The sequence below is a fragment of the Pseudogemmobacter hezensis genome (genome assembly GCF_013155295.1).
Taxonomy (GTDB): domain Bacteria; phylum Pseudomonadota; class Alphaproteobacteria; order Rhodobacterales; family Rhodobacteraceae; genus Pseudogemmobacter; species Pseudogemmobacter hezensis.
Genome location: NZ_JABJXT010000005.1, coordinates 49,635 through 68,849, shown reverse-complemented (window position 1 = coordinate 68,849; position 19,215 = coordinate 49,635). Strand labels below are relative to the sequence as shown.

The 19,215-nt window shown below is 64.1% G+C and carries 18 protein-coding genes; 7 read left to right on the top strand and 11 right to left on the bottom strand.

The features are described 5' to 3' along the window. Window positions 1-41: 41 nt before the first annotated feature. Window positions 42-1,790, top strand: a complete 1,749-nt coding sequence (locus tag HOY34_RS07160; protein WP_172361325.1) for a sigma-54-dependent Fis family transcriptional regulator — start codon at window positions 42-44, stop codon at window positions 1,788-1,790. Window position 1,791: 1 nt separating this feature from the next. Here the strand turns inward: HOY34_RS07160 and HOY34_RS07155 are convergent, their stop codons facing one another. Continuing rightward, on the bottom strand, window positions 1,792-2,292 hold the full coding sequence (locus tag HOY34_RS07155; RefSeq protein WP_172361324.1) for an LLM class oxidoreductase: 501 nt from the start codon (window positions 2,290-2,292) through the stop codon (window positions 1,792-1,794). A 164-nt stretch (window positions 2,293-2,456) separates the two neighbouring features. Between HOY34_RS07155 and HOY34_RS07150 the strand changes: the two genes are divergently transcribed. Next, on the top strand, window positions 2,457-2,816 hold the full coding sequence (locus HOY34_RS07150; protein WP_172361323.1) for a LysR substrate-binding domain-containing protein: 360 nt from the start codon (window positions 2,457-2,459) through the stop codon (window positions 2,814-2,816). 97 nt (window positions 2,817-2,913) lie between these two features. Here the strand turns inward: HOY34_RS07150 and HOY34_RS07145 are convergent, their stop codons facing one another. Continuing rightward, window positions 2,914-3,555 carry a TetR/AcrR family transcriptional regulator gene (locus tag HOY34_RS07145; RefSeq protein ID WP_172361322.1) on the bottom strand — a complete coding sequence of 214 codons (642 nt, stop codon included), beginning with the start codon at window positions 3,553-3,555 and terminating at the stop codon, window positions 2,914-2,916. Window positions 3,556-3,667: 112 nt separating this feature from the next. Here HOY34_RS07145 and HOY34_RS07140 point away from each other — a divergent pair, with 112 nt between their 5' ends. Beyond that, entirely contained in the window at window positions 3,668-5,596 is a 1,929-nt protein-coding gene (locus tag HOY34_RS07140; protein ID WP_172361320.1) for an FUSC family protein, read from the top strand. A 112-nt stretch (window positions 5,597-5,708) separates the two neighbouring features. Here the strand turns inward: HOY34_RS07140 and HOY34_RS07135 are convergent, their stop codons facing one another. From HOY34_RS07135 to HOY34_RS07105, 7 genes are all read right to left on the bottom strand, one after another. Next, on the bottom strand, window positions 5,709-8,090 hold the full coding sequence (locus tag HOY34_RS07135; RefSeq protein WP_172361318.1) for a membrane-bound PQQ-dependent dehydrogenase, glucose/quinate/shikimate family: 2,382 nt from the start codon (window positions 8,088-8,090) through the stop codon (window positions 5,709-5,711). A 636-nt stretch (window positions 8,091-8,726) separates the two neighbouring features. Beyond that, window positions 8,727-9,347, bottom strand: a complete 621-nt coding sequence (locus HOY34_RS07130) for an alpha/beta hydrolase (protein WP_172361316.1) — start codon at window positions 9,345-9,347, stop codon at window positions 8,727-8,729. Next, on the bottom strand, window positions 9,344-10,360 hold the full coding sequence (locus HOY34_RS07125; RefSeq protein ID WP_172361314.1) for a glutathione S-transferase family protein: 1,017 nt from the start codon (window positions 10,358-10,360) through the stop codon (window positions 9,344-9,346). The genes HOY34_RS07130 and HOY34_RS07125 overlap by 4 nt, the downstream gene beginning before the upstream one ends. 3 nt (window positions 10,361-10,363) lie before the next feature. Continuing rightward, a complete protein-coding gene (locus HOY34_RS07120; protein WP_172361312.1) occupies window positions 10,364-11,230 on the bottom strand; it encodes a VOC family protein in 867 nt (288 codons plus the stop codon). Between the two features lie 24 nt (window positions 11,231-11,254). Beyond that, window positions 11,255-11,659, bottom strand: a complete 405-nt coding sequence (locus HOY34_RS07115; RefSeq protein ID WP_172361310.1) for a DoxX family protein — start codon at window positions 11,657-11,659, stop codon at window positions 11,255-11,257. 58 nt (window positions 11,660-11,717) lie between these two features. Further along, complete coding sequence (locus HOY34_RS07110) at window positions 11,718-12,788, bottom strand: LLM class flavin-dependent oxidoreductase (RefSeq protein WP_172361308.1); 1,071 nt, start codon at window positions 12,786-12,788, stop codon at window positions 11,718-11,720. A 93-nt stretch (window positions 12,789-12,881) separates the two neighbouring features. After that, window positions 12,882-13,712: an isochorismatase family protein gene (locus HOY34_RS07105; protein WP_172361306.1), complete on the bottom strand. Its 831-nt coding sequence runs from the start codon at window positions 13,710-13,712 to the stop codon at window positions 12,882-12,884. A gap of 199 nt (window positions 13,713-13,911) precedes the next feature. Here HOY34_RS07105 and HOY34_RS07100 point away from each other — a divergent pair, with 199 nt between their 5' ends. Further along, the gene (locus HOY34_RS07100; RefSeq protein ID WP_172361304.1) at window positions 13,912-14,874 is read left to right on the top strand and encodes a LysR family transcriptional regulator; all 963 of its coding nucleotides are present in this window, start codon (window positions 13,912-13,914) and stop codon (window positions 14,872-14,874) included. A 23-nt stretch (window positions 14,875-14,897) separates the two neighbouring features. On the opposite strand, the gene HOY34_RS07095 is transcribed toward HOY34_RS07100, so the two are convergent. Next, on the bottom strand, window positions 14,898-15,806 hold the full coding sequence (locus HOY34_RS07095; protein WP_172361302.1) for a LysR family transcriptional regulator: 909 nt from the start codon (window positions 15,804-15,806) through the stop codon (window positions 14,898-14,900). Window positions 15,807-15,954: 148 nt separating this feature from the next. Here HOY34_RS07095 and HOY34_RS07090 point away from each other — a divergent pair, with 148 nt between their 5' ends. The 3 genes from HOY34_RS07090 to HOY34_RS07080 all read left to right on the top strand — a co-directional run bounded on the left by HOY34_RS07090 (window position 15,955) and on the right by HOY34_RS07080 (window position 18,344). Continuing rightward, window positions 15,955-16,134: a tautomerase family protein gene (locus HOY34_RS07090; RefSeq protein ID WP_172361300.1), complete on the top strand. Its 180-nt coding sequence runs from the start codon at window positions 15,955-15,957 to the stop codon at window positions 16,132-16,134. Window positions 16,135-16,234: 100 nt separating this feature from the next. Then, window positions 16,235-17,224: an alpha/beta fold hydrolase gene (locus tag HOY34_RS07085; RefSeq protein WP_172361298.1), complete on the top strand. Its 990-nt coding sequence runs from the start codon at window positions 16,235-16,237 to the stop codon at window positions 17,222-17,224. A gap of 22 nt (window positions 17,225-17,246) precedes the next feature. Then, window positions 17,247-18,344, top strand: coding sequence for a Gfo/Idh/MocA family protein (locus tag HOY34_RS07080; RefSeq protein WP_172361296.1), 1,098 nt, complete (start codon window positions 17,247-17,249; stop codon window positions 18,342-18,344). A gap of 27 nt (window positions 18,345-18,371) precedes the next feature. Here the strand turns inward: HOY34_RS07080 and HOY34_RS07075 are convergent, their stop codons facing one another. Then, window positions 18,372-18,968, bottom strand: a complete 597-nt coding sequence (locus HOY34_RS07075; RefSeq protein WP_172361294.1) for a TetR/AcrR family transcriptional regulator — start codon at window positions 18,966-18,968, stop codon at window positions 18,372-18,374. Between the last annotated feature and the right edge of the window lie 247 nt (window positions 18,969-19,215).

The following is a 19,215-nucleotide window of genomic DNA, read 5'->3' as shown; positions in this document are numbered from 1 at the left end:
CCGGAATAACGACCATGTCTGTTGCAGGGGAGGGCCCGGGCATGCTTTCTCATATTCATCGGTTGCGCGCCCTGTCCACGGTCGAAGGGGCGAGAGGGTTGCCGGCCCTAGTCGAAGGCAGTTGGCGCAGATGTCTTGAAACCCACCGGCTTTTGCCTGACTTCGCGCGCCGTGCCGACGTTCTGAGCTATGGCGAGCTGCGTGAAACGCTGGATCAGGAGGAGTTGCTGATCCGCTCGGCCACTGCCGAAATAGACCGGCTGTTCCGCCGTCTGGCCGCCGATGCCTGCACTGTGTCTCTGGCTTCGGCCCAGGGGGTCAAGCTGCTTTTCCGGTGCGATCCCTATCATATGGACGATCTGAACCGGGCGGGCGTTCTGCCCGGCTCGGTCTGGGCCGAGGACATGCAGGGGACAAACGGCATAGGCACCTGCCTGCTGGAGCGCCGTCCACTCTCGATTGTCGGAGACGAACACTTCAATCGCGTATTGAGCGACATCACCTGCACCGTGGCCCCGATCTTCGGCAGCAATGGCCAGCTCGCGGGTGTGCTCAACATCTCGTCGCTTGGCAGGATTGGCGCACAGGCTGTCCGCCTTCTGAGCGATGTGGTGAACCGTTCCGCGCGCAGGATCGAAACCCAGCTCTTTCAGCGGCGCAATTCCGGCCACCGCCTCGTCAGCCTCTCGGCGGATGGCGATTTCGCCGATGCGGCGGCGCTTTCCATGCTGGCGCTGGATGATTCCGGGCAAATCGTCGATTTCACACACGACGCTCCCGTGATGCTCCGCCGCGCGGCAGACCAACTCCCGATGGCTCGCCTTGATCAAATCGTCGAGCCTGATGTTGTGCACGGAGTCTGGTCCGAACCTATGACTCCTGCTGAAGCAGGGCACTTGCGCGTGGCGGCTCCAAGCCAGACAACTGTGGCAATCAGCGGTCACCAGCCAGTGGCAACGCCCGGATCCGAAGCGACGCTCTCAGATCCCCGGCTGGACGAAATACTACACCAAGCTCTTGACCTCGCACGCCGACAACTACCGCTTATGCTCATAGGTGAAACGGGAACCGGAAAGACGACACTCGCGCTCCGGCTCGCCCGCCTTGTCTCCGGCGATTTCCTGATGCTAGAGGGCGGGGCGGCTGATGATGTCACCCGTTTGAAACTCGATACGCTCAGGGCACGACCAGGCTTTGCTCTTGTTCTCGATCAGATCGACGAGATGTCCGTTCCGATGCAGCGAAGCCTGGTTCAGGTTCTGGAAGGCGCCCAACGCCCTCTCATCACGGTCACATCCTCCGCAAAGGACCTGCAGCCGGAACTGGCGGGACTTCGTCCGGATCTCGTCCATAGGCTTAACGGTGCCGCATTCATCCTGCCTCCGCTGCGATCGACCCCCGAGCCGGAGAAGGTATTCCTGCGGGCTCTGGCCGAAGAAGCCCGGCTGGCCGGTCGGGCTGCGCCGCATATTTCGTCCGAAGCGCTGGCAATCCTGTGCTGCCATCACTGGCCCGGCAACCTCAGAGAGCTTCACTTCGCCCTGCGTCGTGCAATCGCACTGGCAGGGGATACGGTCACAGTGGCGCATCTTCCGACCCAGCTGATCGAGCTTTCTGAAACTCATGATGTTCTGGCACGCTCGAAAGCCGAGACGGCGAGGATTGAGACAGCCCTCCGCTATCACAAGGGCAATGTGATGGAGACGGCACGCTACCTCGGGGTTTCGCGTGCCACGCTCTATCGCAAAATGCAGGGCAAGCGATCAAAAGGGCTGACCGACAAACCCTAATCTAGATCACAGAGTTCACCATCATACATGACAGGGCCTCCGCCAAAAGTTGGGAGGAGCGGCAACGAGCAGCAGGATTATGGATCCGGGCGCCAAGGATCAGCTCATCCGCACCCGTCCTGGCAGTAAATCCGACAGCCACTGTCCGACCCTGCGTCTTGTCGCCGAAAATGGAATAGGCCAATGCCTGTTGTATTCTCTGCTTTTCATGATCGGACAGCGATGCGAGATAGCCTATATTCGGATACGGCAAGGGGCCGGGGCGACCCTTGTACAGCATGTTGACCCAATGGAAATGCGAACTGACGAGAAGCGCTGCTTTAGCCTCGGTATCGACGACGAAGGCATTGTCACCCGCGATCACATAGGGCGCGGCCAGCGCCACAGATGGCCAGAAATTCTCACGATAGTACATAATAGCATTCATGAGGATATGTGGCGCGAAATGCGAGGCGAAGGCATAAGGGAGGCCGAGCTTGGCGCTCAGATAGGCACGGTACATACTTGCCCAAAAGCCGGATCGGCACTTCTTGGCTGACGGGAATGCCACGCGCAGGCGGACGACCGTTGTCCTTCAGATAATCGGTCAGCTGGCGGATATCGCTTTCGAAATCCCGTTCAGGGGCCGCATGCTCGGTCCGGCGGCCCCCCCCCGCAGCGCGGCCGATGCCCAGATCGATCTGTCCGGGAAAAATCGTGTCGAGCCTCTCGAACTGTTCGGCCACCATCATCGCCCTCTGGCCATTGTATACGCGCGGTAGCATGCTGAACATCAACCCACCCCAATCGTCCGTCACCAATACCATGGATTCGCTGTTGGATTTGACGGAAGCGGGCATGGACATAGCGCTGCTGCCCGATTTCATGGTCTGCGATGCCATCGCTGCCGGCAAGCTGACCCTGGGTGTTGGACACGTATGTGCAGGATCAGCGCGTTTTTGTATCCTGTGGCCGTCCAGCCGCCATACCGCGCCGAAGATCAAGCACTCATCGATTTCGTGGCGTCACGGCTCGGCGCGGCCATAGCGCTGCAGGGTCGAACGGATGCGCGTCCTTGCGCTGCGAACGGGCGGACACAACAACTCCTGTCCCGACACCCGCCGCGCACTGCGGCCATACAGCATTAACCGGCGCGAAACGCGCGCACGAACAGATCGGCACAGGAGGTCAAATAGATATCCAGCGCCTCCGCGTCCCTGCCGGGTTGCAGGTCGAGAAGCGCCCTCATGTGTTCGTTTCCGCGGACCATGGCGAGAAACTGTTCTGCCGCCATCCGCGGCGAGGGAACGGCGAACACACCGCGGTCGCAGTACTGCTGCAGCAGGGCTTCGACCTGCCGAACGGCAGCCTGCGGCCCGCTGTCAAAGAAAGCCGTTGCCGCGCGAATATCTCTCGCGCGCGGCTGGCAGAGCAGATGCAGCTGCTGGATCGTGGCGGGTGCGGTGATCGCTTTCAGATAATGCCTGGCGATCTCGACGAGCACCTCGCGGGGGTCGGCATCCAGAGAAAACTGCTCCACCTGCGGCAAGTGGTCGATCAGCAGATTGTTCCGGACCTCATGGAACAGCACCATCTTCGAGGCGAAGTGTTGATAGAGCGCCATCTTCGATGTGCCCGCGCGCAGGGCGATGCGTTCCATGCGCGCGCCTTCCAGCCCTTTGTCGAGGAACTCGGCCTCGGCGGCTTCCAGTATCCGTTCGCGCAAGCCGGCGTCTCGCGGCCTTCCCCGTCCACGGCCGGACGGATTTTCTCGCTTCGCGGTCATGCCAATCCTATTTACTTTACCCGTCAGTTCTGAAAATAGGGGAGCCTGCATCCTTCGGCAACTCTCCCATCCGGTCTTCATGGCAGGATGGACAGCCTTTCGGAATACCCCGATGAAAAACCTGAACGGCGCCCTGCGTGATCCGCTTGTCCGGGCAACCGCCCTTCGACTGACACTGGCCGCCATGATTGCAATGGTGGTGGCCACCGGATTTGGCTTGCAGAACCCGTGGTGGGCCGCGATGGCGACATGGATGATCGGCCAGCCGCCGCGCGGGCTGATGCTGGAGCGCAGCGTCGCCCAGTTCGTCGGAACGCTTCTGGGCGCCGCCACCGGGGTGGCCATCGCGCTTGCGGGGAACCCCTATCTCGAACTGACATGCCTCGCGCTGTGGCTGGCGTTCTGTTGCGGCCTGGCGAACGCCATGCGGCATCAGCGCGCCTATGGGGCGGCGCTGGCCGGGCTGACGGCCAGCGTCGTCGTGACCCTGACGACCGGGACCGAAATCGCACCCCTGAGCTTTGCCGGCGCCCGCGTTGCCGACACGCTGATCGGGATCGGCGCATCGCTGGCCGTGGGATTCCTGTTACAGCCCCGTGCGCGGGCCCAGAGCCTGTCGGCGCGCTCGGCGACCGTGCTGGCCGAGGGTCTCCGCCTGGTCGGCATGGCGTTGCAGGAACATCAGACCGACCTGGTGGCACGGGAAGCGGCCTTTTTGTCGGCCCTGGCCGCGATCTCGGCGGGCGCCGAGGATGCTGCCGCCGGATCGTTCAAGGCGCGGCGCCGCCTGCGACCGCTCAACACGATGTCCGCATCGTTGCTGGATCTGATCGTGGTGGCCAGGATGATCCGCAAGGCATCGGAAAGCCGATCCATCACCGAGCAGGCGGACCTGCCGGCGCTGCGCGCCGCACTGGAGCGCGCGGCGGACGTTCTGGAGGAGACCGGAGAACTCGCCCCCCTGCCCGCCCTCGGCGTGATCGAGCGGACCGCCGCCGCGCATGCCGAACTGAAGGCCATCCTCGGCACCTTCGCGGCCGGGTTGAGGGAGGTCGCCCAAAGCCATCGGGCACTCGCCGACCCCTCGCTCATTGTCTCCACCGCGCGCATGCGGCCGCAGCCGGATCTGACCGGGCTCAAGCGCGCGGTGGCGCGCGGCTTCCTCGCGATTGCAACGCCCGCTGTTGTCTGGACCCTGACGGGATGGGAGGCCGGGCGCTTCCTGGTGCTCGGCGCCTCCATTTTCACCGTGCTGTTCGCGACGCTGGACCAGCCTCTGCCCCTGGTCCGCCAAGGGTTGATCGGCGGCGCGGTTGCGGCGCTGGCAGCTGTCGCATGGCGGCTGGGCATTGTCCCGTTCGCGGAGCTTTCGTGGCTCTCGCTGCTGCTGGCGCTTCCACTGTTCTGTGTCGCCTCCCTGCTGCAGGCAAGCCGGGCAACGGTTTTCGCAGGCCTGACATTCAACATGTTCTTTGCCGTCATGGCGCGGCCGGTGGACATGTTGCCATCCTCGCCGCAGACTGTCGTCGCTAGCGCCGCCATGCTGATCGTGGGCGTGGTGATCAGCGATTTCTTTTATCGCTGGGTCCTGCCGATGGACGTCGATCGCCGCCGCGGCCACATCGAAGCCTCGATCCGGCGCGAGATTGCGTTCGTCAGCCTGCGCGCCGGCACCCCCTTGGCCGAACGCCACCTGTCGCGGCTGCGTCATCTCGTCGTGGAAATGGTGACGCGGGCCCGGGCAGACACGGCGGTCATCGGGGATGCGGTCGCCGCGCTGTCCCTCGGCCATATCGCGATGCGGCTTGGCCAGATCGTGCATCGGGAGCCGCCTGCTGTCGATGGGGGCGACATTGCGCAGGATTGCCTGCGCAGACTGGCAAATCCGATTGCGGACCCTGCCGCCTGTGGGCGCGAACTCCTCGAGTCAGGCCGGGCCATTGTGCCGGAGAATATGACCTCAGCCGTTCGTCTTGCGCATCTGATGGCGCGCGAGCTCATCGACCATCCGAGGATTTTCAAAGGCGGCACTGCCAGGTGAGAAACTTGTTCCCACCCGGATTCATTTGACAGACGCTGAAAATGAAAACCCGCCCCTTTCGGGGCGGGTTTTTGGATCCGGTTTCTTACGAACGCCGTAAAGATACTCCGGGTCACTGCGCCTCGGGCAAGGCGTAAGCGACCACGTAGTCGCCGCGATCCGGCGACTGACGGGCGCCACCGACCGATACGACCACGAACTGGCGCCCGCTTTTGGGTGAGATATAGGTCATCGGCGTGGCCTGGGCGCCAACCGGCAGCCGACCTTTCCAGATTTCCTTGCCCGTCGCTGCGTCAAGCGCACGCAGATAGTAGTCCTGTGTCCCGGCATAGAAGACCAGCCCCGAACCGGTGGTAATCGGGCCGCCCAGCGTCGGCATGCCGAGCGGAACCGGAAGGCTCGCCTTGAGGCCGCCCGCGACCACGGTATCCTCGACCGTTCCGGCCGGGCGCTGCCAGACCAGTTCTCGCTTCGACAGGTCGATTGCCGAGAAGGTGCCCCACGGCGGGGCATTGCACGGCAGCCCGAGGAACGACACCAGCGAGCTGTGCTCGATGCCGAAGGGCACGCCCTCCTGCGGATAGATGCTGCCGACGCCGTGACCCGCGTTCGCGCCCGCCAGTTCGGCCTGCGGGATCAGCCGCACGACCTGCGGCATGCGGATGTCGTTGACGATCAGATAGCCCGTCCCCGCGTCGATCGAGGCGCTGCCCCAGTTCATCCCGCCGTAATAGCCGGGATAGAGCAGACTGGCCTCGGTGGTGGCCGCCGTGAATTCGCCCTCGTAGCGCAGCTTGCGGAAGGCGATCCGGCAGGAAAGCTGGTCGAAGAACGTCGCCCCCCACATCCTTTCCTCGGACAGCGGCTCCGCACCGATGGCGGGCATACCGACCGAGTAGGGCTGCGTGGCCGAAACCCAGTCGCCTTCCTGATGTTCCTGCGGAACCGGCTTTTCGACGACATCAGCGATGGGTTCGCCGGTGCGGCGGTCAAGCATGAAAATCTGACCGCGCTTCGTCAGCTGGACCAGAGCCGGGATCGTGCCGCCGTTTCCGTCGGGCACGTCGTAGAGCGCCGGTTGGGCGGGAACGTCATAGTCCCAGATGTCGTGATGCACGGTCTGGAACTTCCACCGCTCACGCCCGGTGGCGATATCCAGCGCGACGATGGCCGAGGAATACTGCTCGGAAATCTCCGGCCGCAGCGCGCCCCAGAAATCGGGGTTCTGGTTGCCGGTCGGCAGATAGACCAGGCCCAGCTCTTCGTCGAAGGCGGGCGTGGACCAGACATTCGGCGTGGTGCGCGAATAGGTCTCGCCCTCCGGTGGCAGGCCGGTAATCTCGGGGTTACCAAGATCCCATGCCCAGACCAGCGCGCCGGTGTCCGCGTTGAAGGCGCGGACGACGCCCGAGGGCTCATCGACCGAACGCCCGTCGAACACCCAACCGCCGACGATGATCAGCCGCCCGGCCACTGTCGGCATCGAGGTGGGTTGATACCATGCCGGTTTTATTTCACCCATCCCGGCCTTGAGATCGACGATCCCGCCCGTCCCGAAGCTTTCGCACAGGGCGCCCGTTTCGGCATCGAGCTGGATCAGACGCGCATCGACCGTCGTCGTCACGATACGCCGCCCGCAGACCGCATTCGCAGGAACGATGGCGGGCACAGCGCCCGTCTCTGCATCCGGGATCGGCGGCGCGGCGACGGCGGAGGACTCATAATAGGCCACGCCACGGCAACGGTTCCAGACGGTCGTATCGACAGGCTTCGGATCATAGCTCCAACGTTCCTCGCCGGTGTCCGCGTCGATGGCAAAGACCTTGTTCAGCGGCGTGCAGACATAGAGCGTATCGCCGATCTGGATCGGGGTGTTCTGATTCTCCGACCCAAGTTCGGCCATCTCGCCGGTGCGGAAGGTCCAGGCAACGCTGAGCTGATCGACATTTTCCAGCGTTATCTGGCTTTCGGGCGCGAAGCGGGTCCCGTCAGGGGTGCGGCCGTAATACTGCCAGCGCGATTCCCCGGGCGCCTCTGTCACCGCGCGCGCGACGACTGTGGCGCCGGGGCTGATGACGCCGTGAGGGATGAAGACCGACACGGCTCCCGCGATCAGAACCAGCACGGCGACCACAGAGACGGAATAGCTGGCCTTCTTTCGCGCTCCGCCCAGAAGCAGGGGCGCAAGCAGCCCCATAATGAGGGTCATCACCACGAAGGGTGCAAGGCGCGGAACCAGTGCCCAGAATTCCGGGCCGACTTCCCACAGCGCCCACAGAACCGTGGCGATGGTGGTTGCGCCGAAAAGCCAAAGGGCCCCAGACCGGCGCATCGCGAGAAGACCGCCGGAAGCCAGCAACGCCAGACCGGCAAGAAGATAATACCAGGATCCGCCCAGCCCCGCGAGCTGAATCCCGCCTATTGTCAGGGCCAGACCGACCAGGGCGAGCAGCGCCCCAAAGATCAGGAGCGTCCACCGTGCGCGGTTGCTCATTCCGGCGCGGCTATCCGCCCCGCCACGTGTTGAAGTTGACATGCCAGTTCTTGTCCTTCCTCTTGTATCGTTTGATCCCGTGGCTCCCACGAAGAGAGTGACCCGGCGGCGCTGGTTCGGGTGAAGTAGCTGGGAGATCTCCTTGTTCCGAGCTTTTCCCGGCGCCCGCATTCCCGATGCCAGCGGCCATGGCGCCAACCCGGCCTGAACAAGTCGTGACGCTTCTTGCCAGACAAGCTTAATCGGCGGTCGTTGTGTCAGGTGTGGTCAATGCCGTTCAGCAATGGAAATCGGGCGGTATGCCATGGGCTACACATCCTGAAATTTGCTATTCCGGCGCTGTTTCAGCGTAAAGACACAAAGGCTCCACACAGAGTTTCCTGTGGGTCTACTATTTACCGCCTCATCCGGCCCGGCCACCATCAACGCCTGCGCTACCCGATGCTCGGGAACATCCGGCCATCGGGACAGGCCCGCTGGCCGGTGGCAGGCGGGGTATCGCGTCCCGCCCGCCCCGTTCTGCCCTATGCGGAAGCCAGCGGGGCCAGGATGGTTCATCGGCTTCGCGGGCAAGATTTCCGACTCTCACCGGGCAAGGGACCGCGCGGCGGCCCGACGTCTTCGGTTGTGGCTCTTTCAGTCGTTTTGACTGGCCGTCAATACGTGTGACAGGAACGCGCCCGCAGCCGTCGCGCCCTCTGGCGAGATCGTGTGACCAAGGCCGGGCAGGACATTCAGGGCGACATCGACGCCCGCCTGCTTCAAAGCCGCTGCGGTGGTTCGGCTTTCCTCGACAGGCATCACCCGGTCGCCGTCACCGTGGACGAGCAGGACCCTGCTGCCCGTCGACGGCGCCATTGGCGCGGGCGAAGCGAGGCGGCCAGCGAAAGCGACCACCGCCGCCACAGGCCAGCGACCGGAGGCAAGCGCGTCCAGCGCCATGATCGAGCCCTGCGAGAAACCAACCAGGGCAACGCGGTCAGGCTGTCCCGTCAAGCCATGCGCGGCGACGATCCCGGCGATGGTGTGATCGAAGGCATCCCGCGCGGCGAGGATGCGGCCGGGCCGGTTGGCCTCCGTCACGCCCTTGACGCTGAACCATTGCCGGCCGCTTCCGCTGTGATCGAAGGCGAAGGGCCCGTCCGGCGCCGCGAAATCCGTCGACGGCAGCAGCGCACGCCAGGCATCGCCGAGCGGTGCCAGATCGGCGCCACGGCTGCCGACGCCGTGCAGGAAAATGACGAGAGACCGGCTCATGACCGTTCCTTTCGGGTTTGCACTGCGGGCGCCACTGCGGCGGGGGCTAGCGTGACGGGGTTGAGTCCGGGCAGGTCCGGCCCCACCGGCACGATGCCGTTGGGATTGAGCGCCCGCATCGAATAATAGCCGCGCTTGATATGGTCGATATTGACGGTCTCGCGCACACCCCGCAGATTGAGGACAGCCCGGAGATAGGCGCTGAGCGCCGGGTAATCGGCCAGCCGACGCAGGTTGCATTTGAAGAGCGCGTAATAGGCGGCGTCGAAACGCACCAGCGTCACGAAAAGCCGGATATCCGCCTCGGTGAACCGCTCGCCCAGAAGATACGGCCCTTCGCCCGCCAGATGCGTCTCCAGTTCGTCCAGCATGCCGAAGACATCCGCGAAGGCCTCCTCATAGGCGAGCTGCGTGGTGGCGAAGCCCGCGCGGTAGACCCCGTTGTTGAGACGCGGATAGATCCGCTCGTTCAGCGCGTCGATCCGGTCGCGCAGGCCCTGGGGGTAGAGATCGTGGTCCGGGCGCGCCAGCGCACCGAAGCCCGTGTCGAACATCCGCACGATTTCGGCGGATTCGTTGTTCACGATTGTCCCGCGCGTCTTGTCCCAGAGCACGGGCACGGTGGCGCGGCCCGTGTAATGCGGGTCGGCGCGGGTATAGAGCTCGTGCAAATAGGTGGCCCCGTTCAGCATGTCGCGGTCCGAGCCGGGATAATCGCCGAAGCGCCAGCCTTCGTCGGTCAGCGCGGGTTCAACCACAGAGACGGAAACGATGTCCTCAAGCCCCTTCAGCTTGCGCGCGATCAGCGTGCGCGAGGCCCAGGGGCAGATCAGCGCCACATAGAGGTGATAGCGCCCGCCCTCGGCCGCGAAGCCCGCCTCGCCGGTCGGCCCGGCGCTGCCGTCCAGTGTGATCCAATTGCGGAACCCCGAGATCTGGCGCACGAAACCGCCCTTCTTGTCGGTCGCCTGCACCGGATGCCAGTCCGCCGTCCATTTCCCGTCCACGAGCATGATTCAGTCCTTTCCTGACATGCGCAAAGTGATCGCCGTGCCCCAGGGATCGCGCAGCGCGAGGGTGCCCTGCCCCGCTTCGGCGGCGGCGGCGCGGTTGCGGGCCGCCTCCAGCCGGGCGGGGTTCACCTCCATCGCGACCTCGGCGAGGCCGGTCGAGGGATAGCTGCGCGCGGGTGCTCCGCGGCTGTTCCAGATATTGGTGGCGATATGGTGATGGTAGCCGTCGGCGGCATAAAAGCTGCCGCCGGGGTAACGGCAGGTGATGTCGAACCCGAGGATCCCCGCATAGAACGCCTCGGCCTCGGCGATGGCCCCCACCTGCAGATGCACATGCCCGATCACCGAGCCCTCGGGGAAACCGGTCCAGACCCCGTCGCCGACGCTGGCAACCAGATCTCCGACGTCGAGCGGATCGCTCGGCATCTCGATCTGGCCGCCGGCCCGCTTCCATGCCGAAACCGGCCTGTCGGCATAGATCTCGATGCCGTTGCCTTCGGGATCGGACAGGTAGAGCGCCTCGCTGACGCCGTGATCCGAGGCGCCGATCACCGGGGCCCGCGTTGCCATCGCGTTCTTCGTCCATTGGCCAAGATCGGCCCGTTCGGGCAGCAGAAAAGCCGTATGGAACAGACCGGCCTCGCGCGGGGACCTCCGCCGCGCGGCCTTGTCGCTGCGCAATTCCAGCAGGACGGTGCCGCCCGCGCCAAGAAGCGCACTCTCGCCATCCCCGCCCAGCCGGTGAAGCCCGACCACGCGCTGATAGAAATCGCCGACGCGGTCGAGATCGTTGACGGTGAGCGCGACCCTGCCCATGGACAGCGGCGCAGACCCGGTTTCGGATCGGACAGGGGCGGATGGGGTGGTCATGGTCGTTCTCCTCTACAGTAAGGTTCAGAATGTCGGCGTGGGCTTCAGCGCGAACTTTCCATCGCCGGCCAGCGCCAGAACGACCAGCCCGACGATCCAGAAGGCGGGGAATTCCCAGCCGCCGTTGGCATTGTCGAAAAAGAATCCGGCGGCGCCGTGGACGGTGAAGATGGAGCCGAGCAGGATCGGGATCAGCGCGACTGCGGCGATGCGCGGCCAGACGCCGAGGATCAGCGCGGCGCCACCGATGACTTCCCAGACGATGGTGACATAGGCCAGCCAGCCCGGCAGGCCAAGCGAGCCGAAGAAGCCAGCGGTCCCGGCGGGAGTGAAGACGAAGATCTTCAGCCCCGCATGGGCGAGGAACAGCCCCCCGAGCGCGACGCGCAGGACGAATACGGCATAGGGAACGGTGCGAGTGTCGATCATGATGATTTTCCTTGAGATGGGGATGATCGAGGGACCGGTGCGGTCTGCCACCGGATGGTTATCTGTCCGAATGCGGGGCCTTTTCATCCCGCCCGGTCGGGGCTGGACCTGCGCGCCGCACATGCGGCAGCACGTCGGTAGCCAGAAGCTCGATGGCGTTCGCCACCTTGCCGAACGGAAGGCCACCTATGTCGATCTGCGCCATGAATCGGTCATGGCCGAAAAGCTCGCGTTCGTAGAGGATCTTGTCGACGATCTGTTGCGGGCTGCCGACGAACAGCGGGCCGCGCAGCGACAGCATCTGATCGTAATCGGCGCGTGAGACCTTCCAGCCATTCTCGCCGTTCGGCAGGTTGTGACCTATATAGCGCGCGTAATGCGGATAAAACGCGTCGCGGGCGGCCTGCGCATCCTTCTGGACATGCAGATGGCTGGAGATCGCCACTTTCAGACCCGAGGGATCGTGGCCTGCGGCATGGCCCGTGCGACGATAGAGATCGATGAACGGTTTGAACCGAGCCGGATCGCCCCCGATATTGGCAAGGTTGAGCGGCAATCCCGCCTTGCCCGCCCGAACGGCGCTTTCCGGGGTGCCGCCCGCACCGATCCAGATCCGGCCGTCGGTCGAAAGCGGCCTGGGCGCGACCGGCGCGTCCTGAAGCGGTGCGCGGAAATGGCCTTGCCAAGTGACCCGCTCTTCTGCCGCCAGTTTCAGGAACAGGTCGAGCTTCTCGATATAAAGCGCATCGTAATCCTCAAGCGCATAGCCGAACAGCGAAAAGGATTCGATGAAAGCGCCCCTCCCCACCGTGATCTCGGCGCGGCCATTCGACACAAGGTCGAGGGTCGCGAGCTGTTCGAAGACGCGCACCGGATCGGCCGAGGACAGGATGGTGACAGCCGTGGTCAATCGGATCGCCCCGGTCGCGGCGGCGATCGCGCCCAGCATGACCTCGGGTGCCGAAACGGCATAGTCGGGCCGGTGATGCTCCCCGACACCGAAGACGGACAGGCCGGCCTCGTCGGCGAGTTTTGCGGCGGCGATGATGTCCTGAATGCGGCGGTGCGCGGCCTCGGGGCCGATCGTCCCGACCGGCAGATCGCCAAAGGTATAGAGTCCGAGTTCCATTCCACGCTCCTTTCCGGGTGACAGATGTCTGATCGAAAGCCCGGCTTCCGAGTGCGGCGAGGCGCAATGAAAGATGCGCCTCGCCGCAGCGTTTTACTTCACGAGGCCGAAGGGATCGGCCACGGCCCGGGTTTCGCCGGCATTGTTCCAGAAGCCCTGCACGATCCAGCCGTATTCCGGCAGGCCCTCGGTGAAGGGCAGCAGCATGTCGTTGCCCGAGGGGCGCTTCCAGTCGGCCTGAAGTTCCGCGCCAAGCGCGAAGACGGACTGGAGTTGCGCCCCCGCATTACCCATGCGGGCGATGGCGGCATCGGCTTCATAGGCGCTCCACGCACCCGAGGCGTCGACCACCGGGATGACCTGGTAGCCGTCATTGATCAGCGACAGGGTCGGCAGCGCGACGCAAGTGCCGAGCGTCACGCCCGAGATGATGATATGCGTGCGGCCGGTTTCCGCCATCAGATCCAGCAGCGCCTTGCGGAAGGTCGGATCCTCATAGGCGTTGATGATGCCGGTGCGGCGGATGATCGGCTGATCGGGAAAGATCTCCTTCAGCTCGGGCAGGATGTCGCCGTTCTGCCACTGCGCGTTGGAGCTGGTCAGCAGCACCGGGATGTCCATCGCCTTCGCCATCTGCGCTAGCGAAACGACATTGGCCTTGTAGCCCGATGCCTGCGCGAAGTCGCGGACCGAGGCCATCAGCCCGACTTGATGGTCCACGAACAGCATGATGCTGTTTTCGGCCGTCGGCTTGTCATAGGCGGAACGACCCGCCGCGCGCGCCTCGGCAGGCGTCGACTGCAGGGCGAGCGTGCCGTCGGTGATCGGGCTGACGATATCCGCCGGCCGGTCCTGCGCAACCGCAAGGGTGGACACGCCGGCAAGCGCTGCGGCCGTGGCGAGGGTTTTGAATGTGCGTTTCATGGGTATTCTCCGTCACGTCAGGGAAGGATGGCCGAAAGGTGTCTCTTTGGCCGGGAAAAAAGACTTGCGGCATTCGCCGCGCGGGCCCCGACGATTGTCCCGTCGCCATCAGGGCCCGCACCATGGATATGCACCCGGGTCGCTTGACCGACAATCCGGCAAGAAATAGGAACAGCTCACACCAACGGAGTGAAGTCAGATGCTGGATCGGGTCGCGGGAATGCAGGTCTTCACCAGGGTGGCCGCTCTCGGCAGCCTGTCCGGCGCCGCGCGGGCGCTTGGCATGTCGCAGACGATGGCGACCAAGCATATGGCCGCGCTGGAAGAGCGGCTGGGTGTGCAGCTGCTCCACCGGACGACCCGAAAGATCACCTTGACCGAAGCCGGCAGGCGTTATCTGGAAAGTGTGGAGCGCATCCTTTCGGACCTCGCGGAGGCCGATGCCGTCGCCAGCGCAGAGCGGGTCGAGGTGACCGGCAGGCTGCGAGTGAACGTGCCGGTGTCTTTCGGCGTGCGCGAACTCGTGCCCCGCCTTGCGGGATTTTCGAGGTTGCATCCTGCCCTGACGATCGACCTCGGCCTCAGCGACCGGGTGGTCAATCTTGTCGAGGAAGGCTGGGATGTCGCCATTCGGATCGGGCATATCCAGGACGAAACCCTGATCGCCCGAAAGCTCGCACGCTGCCGCCTGCTCGTCGCCGCCTCCCCGGCCTATCTGGCGGCACGGGGCACGCCCCGAACGATCTCGGATCTCGCCTCCCACGATTGCCTCGGCTACACATTGTCGACCGCGCTTGGCCCGACGCATTGGCAGTTCGGGACAGATGGTGCCTTCAGCGCGGGCGTCAGCGGCAGATTTCAGGCGAACAATGGCGATGCCCTGCTTGCCGCGGCTCTGGCCGGGCAAGGCCTGATCTATCAGCCCACGTTTCTTGTCGGCAGCGAAATCCGCGCAGGGCGGCTGGTCCCCGTCTGTCTCGATCATCCGCCGATGGAACTTGCCGGTGTCTTCGCCGTCTACGCGGCCAACCGCCGCCCTCCGGCCAAGGTCCGCGCCTTCATTGATTTCCTGGTGAGCGACCTTGGCCCTAACCCATCCTGGGATCGCGGACTTGCACGGTCGGATGACGTGGCATCGCAACCTGCAAGCATGAAGGGTTAGACACCGGCGCTCAGGCCTGGGTTCTAAAGGGTCCCCTGCTGCCCATGCCTTGCGAGCACATCGACGACATGGCGAACCCGGGCCAGCAGATGCCGCGTCTCGGGCCAGAGCGCGTAGATGCCCACCGGCGCGATGCCGTAATCCGGCAGAACCTCGACCAGCCTGCCATCCGCCAGCGGCTGTGCGACCAGCGACAGAGGCATCTGTGCGATGCCGAGCCCGGCGATTGCCGCCTCGACCACCGCCGCACCATCGCCGATTTCATGCGTGGCATGCACATTGATTCGCTCAGCCGGGGCCTGTCCCTGCGCGATCCGATAGCCGGTGGGCGCATCTTTCCGAACGCCTGTGATGCAGTCGTGATGGTGCAGGTCCGCCGGCGAGGCTGGAACCCCCTTGCGCAGGATGTAACCCGGCGCGGCCACCAGCGGCGCGCGCTGCTCCGCCAGCTTGCGGGTAATCAGGCCGCCGGTGTCCGGCGTCTCGCCAAAGCGGATGACGAGATCCACGCGCTCTTCGATCGGGTCGATGATGCGGTCGGTGAAGGAAAGCGACAGATGCAGACCCGGATGATCGCGCGTGATGCCGACAAGGATCGGCAGCAGAACCTGACGCCCCCAGGCGGCGGGCGCATCCACGCGCAGGCGCCCGGCGACGTCGCGGTTGCCGCTCGCGAGGAAGGTTTCGGCAGCACCTATCTCTTCAAGGGCGCGGCGCGCGACCGCCAGATAGGCCTCGCCATCGGCGGTCAGTACCAGCCGGCGCGTGCTGCGGTGGATCAACTGGGCTCCGAGGCGGGCCTCAAGGCGGCTCACGCTTTTCCCCACAGCGGATTTGGTCACGCCCAAAGTCCGCGCAGCCTCGGTGAAGTTCAGATGGCGCGCGGTCTCGACAAAAGCCTGAACCCCGGCAAGATGATCTATTTGGGTCATTGTAGATTTCAACTCTACTATAAAGTCACTTTGTACGCATTTATAATCTACAGAGACACGACTATCCTTTACGGCGCAAGTCCTGTTGCGCCCTCGTGCCGAGGGTCGGGGATCTGTGCCCCATGTCCTGCAATGAAAAGGAAACAACATGCCCGTGGTTCGCGTAAGCTGGTTCGAAGGCAAGTCGGCTGAAGAAAAAGCGAAGGTCGCCGCCGAAATCACCGAAAGCATCGTCCGCAACACCAAGACCGATGCGAGCTATATCTATGTGATCTTTGAGGACGTGAAGCCGTCCGACTGGGCCGGTTCCGGCAAGCTGTTCGGCTGACATCGGTCGAGGGCGGGGTGCCGGTGACTGCCGGGTTCCCGCCCTTGAACCGGCAGTTATCCCGGCCCCCATGTCCCGCGACAATCCAGACGAGGCTTCGATGAAACACCTTTTAATATCCGCGCTTGTATCGCTGCCTTTGCTTGCGGGCCCCGTTCTGGCGGAACCGGCGGTCGAGGCTTTGGGCACCGACTACACCTTTCCCAACCGGATCGACGGCATGCCCGGGAGGTTGTCGGACTTCGCGGGGCTGCAGATCAAACGCTTCACCACCAACGACGGCGTGCGGCTGAGCTACTGGGAGGCGGGAAGCGGCGATCCGATCGTCTTCGTGCCGGCCTGGGGCGCCAATGGCGCGGAGCTGATCAACGTGATCTGGCTCTTGTCGCAGAGCCATCATGTCTATGTCCTAGACCCGCGCAATCAGGGCCTGTCGGAAAAGACGCTCAAGGGCGCGCGGATCGCCCGCTATTCGATGGATCTGAACGAGTTTCTTGACCATGTCGGTCTTGAGAAGACGGTCCTCGCGGGCTGGTCGATGGGCGTGTCGGTCATCTGGGGCTACATTGACCTGTTCGGTACCGAGCGGATTTCCAAGGCCGTCTTCGTCGATCAACCGGTGTCGATCTATACCCATGACGACTGGTCCGAGGAGGAACGCCTCAACGCCGGCGGCATGACCACCTCGGTGGAGAGGATGATCGCCGCCTATCAGGGCGCGCCGACCAACCACCAGATCGTCGACATGAAGGTGGTGCAGCGGTCGCTGATGATGGATTCGCCCTATACGCAGAACTCGGCGGGCTTCGCCCATGCGGTGATCGACACGGACCCCGCCTATACTTTCCGCGTTCTGTTCGACCATGCAGCCAACGACTGGCGCGACGTGATCGAGCAGAAGCTCGACATCCCCGTCGCGGTTTTCTCTGGCGAGGAGAGCAACAACCTGCCGAGCCAAGCCTGGATCGCCGAAACCGCGCCCCACGGGCGGCTGTTCAACTATACCAGCGCAGAAGAGGGAGACCATTTCCTGATGCTCAAGAACCCACAGAAATTCGTCGCGGACCTGCGCGGCTTCCTCGCCGAATGATCCGCTGGACAGCGGTTCGGCGATGCTGGAGAAAGACGAAGCGATGAAACCACTGGGCATCGGCCTTATCGGCTGCGGCATGGTCACGCAGCACCTGCATATCCCGGCGCTCGGGCAACTGGGCGACCGTTTCGCCGTCCGGGCGCTTTACGACGCCTCGCCTTCCGTGCGCGGGCAACTGGCGGCACGGATGCCGGGGGCCATGGCCCATGACTCGATCGGTGCGCTGCTGGACAACCCCGAGGTCGACGCGGTCCTTGTCGCCAGCCCAAGCGCGCTGCATGCGCCGCACGCCATCGCGGCGATGCGCGCCGCACGCCATGTGCTGATCGAAAAGCCCATGTGCATGACTTTGCCCGAGGCGGACGCACTTGCCGCCGCCGCGCAAGAGACAGGCATGATCGCCCAGATCGGCTATATGCGGCGGCACGCCCAGGCTTTTCACGAGGCAAAGCGGCTGATCGCCGCGGGCGGGGCCGAAATCAACATGGCGCGCCTGCGCGCCATCATCGGGCCGAACAGCGCCTTTCTGAAGCCGACGGCGGCGATCATCGAGGGCGACGACATTCCGCCCGAAAGCCTGGCGGAGGCGGCCGAGGCGAACGCGCTTGCGACGCGCGCGGTCGCGGGGACCACGGAAGGCCCCCGTGCCTTCGTCCATATGCTGCTCTTGGGGCTGTCGACGCATGACATCTCGGTCATGCGCGGTCTCATCGGAATGCCGGCGCGCGTGCTGTCGGCCCGCCATCGCCGGGACGGCCGGTTCCTCACCGTCGATTTCGACTATGGCGATTTTATCTGCCATTTCGAGACCGGTATCGACCGGATTGCCCGCTTCGACGCCAGCATGGAGGTGCTGTCGGACGAGCGCGTCATCCGGCTGGATTACGACACTCCCTTCGTGCGGCACCTGCCGGCGACCCTGCGCGTCACCGAAGCCGAGGGCGAGTCCGGTGTAAAGGAGACCTTCCACCAGCCGATGCGGCAGGATGCCTTCGTGGCAGAATGGGCGAGTTTCCATGCCGCGATCACCGAAGGGGCGGCAATCGACACCGACATCGCCGACGCGCGCCAGGATCTGCTGCTGATCGAAAACATCATGGCCGTTCTGGCAAGTTAGCGGCGTCTCCGCCGAAAACGGTATGGATCAGACTCGCGCAGTCCAGAGCGGGAGGACGATATCATCAACGATTTCGTAGATGTCTGGCTCGGAAAGCGGCTGGAAGGTGATCATCATCTCGTGGCGCGCAAGATCGACGGGCAGGCGCAGAAGCCGGGGGGTTATGCGTTCCGGGGCGACCTCTCCCCGGGCGATGGCGCGGTCCAGGATCTGCTGCGTGGGATATCCCGCACGTCCGACCTGGGAGCGGATGTCGGCAAAACTGGAGAACGCGTCCTCGAGATCCTTGCGCATTTCATAGATCAGTCGCACCAGCTTCGGTGAGGATCTCCGGGCAACCTGACGCAGCAGCATAAGCAGTTCTTCCCGCAGGCTTCCCAGATCCGGCACGTCGATGGGATTCTGAATCGCGTATCGCGCAATGGCCGCAGATGCGAGTTTCGACAGGCTGTCCCACCGGCGGCTGAGGACCGGGCGGCTCGTTCCCGCGCGTCGTGCGACGGCCTCCAGGGTCAGGCTCTCATAGCCGTGCGAGGCCAGTTCTTCCCAGGTCGCATCGAGAATAGCTTCCTCCAAAGCGGCGCCACGTCTGCGACGTGCTCTTTCGCTTCCGGTGTCCACCATACTGCTTTGCCTCCCGGAATACTCGCCGCTTGCCGGCGCGAGACCACCGAAGGCGGATCGGAACCGACAGCTAGCAATACTTTTACATTGTACCTGCCCGAATGGAACATCATGGGCGCGTTAGCATGACGTTCCATTCGGGCTATTCGCTCAAATATCAAGCATAATTCTCCGACCGAAACGACCGCGACCGAGAAGTCCGCCCCTGTATAAGATACAACCAAGAATCTTATTGACAAGATCCATG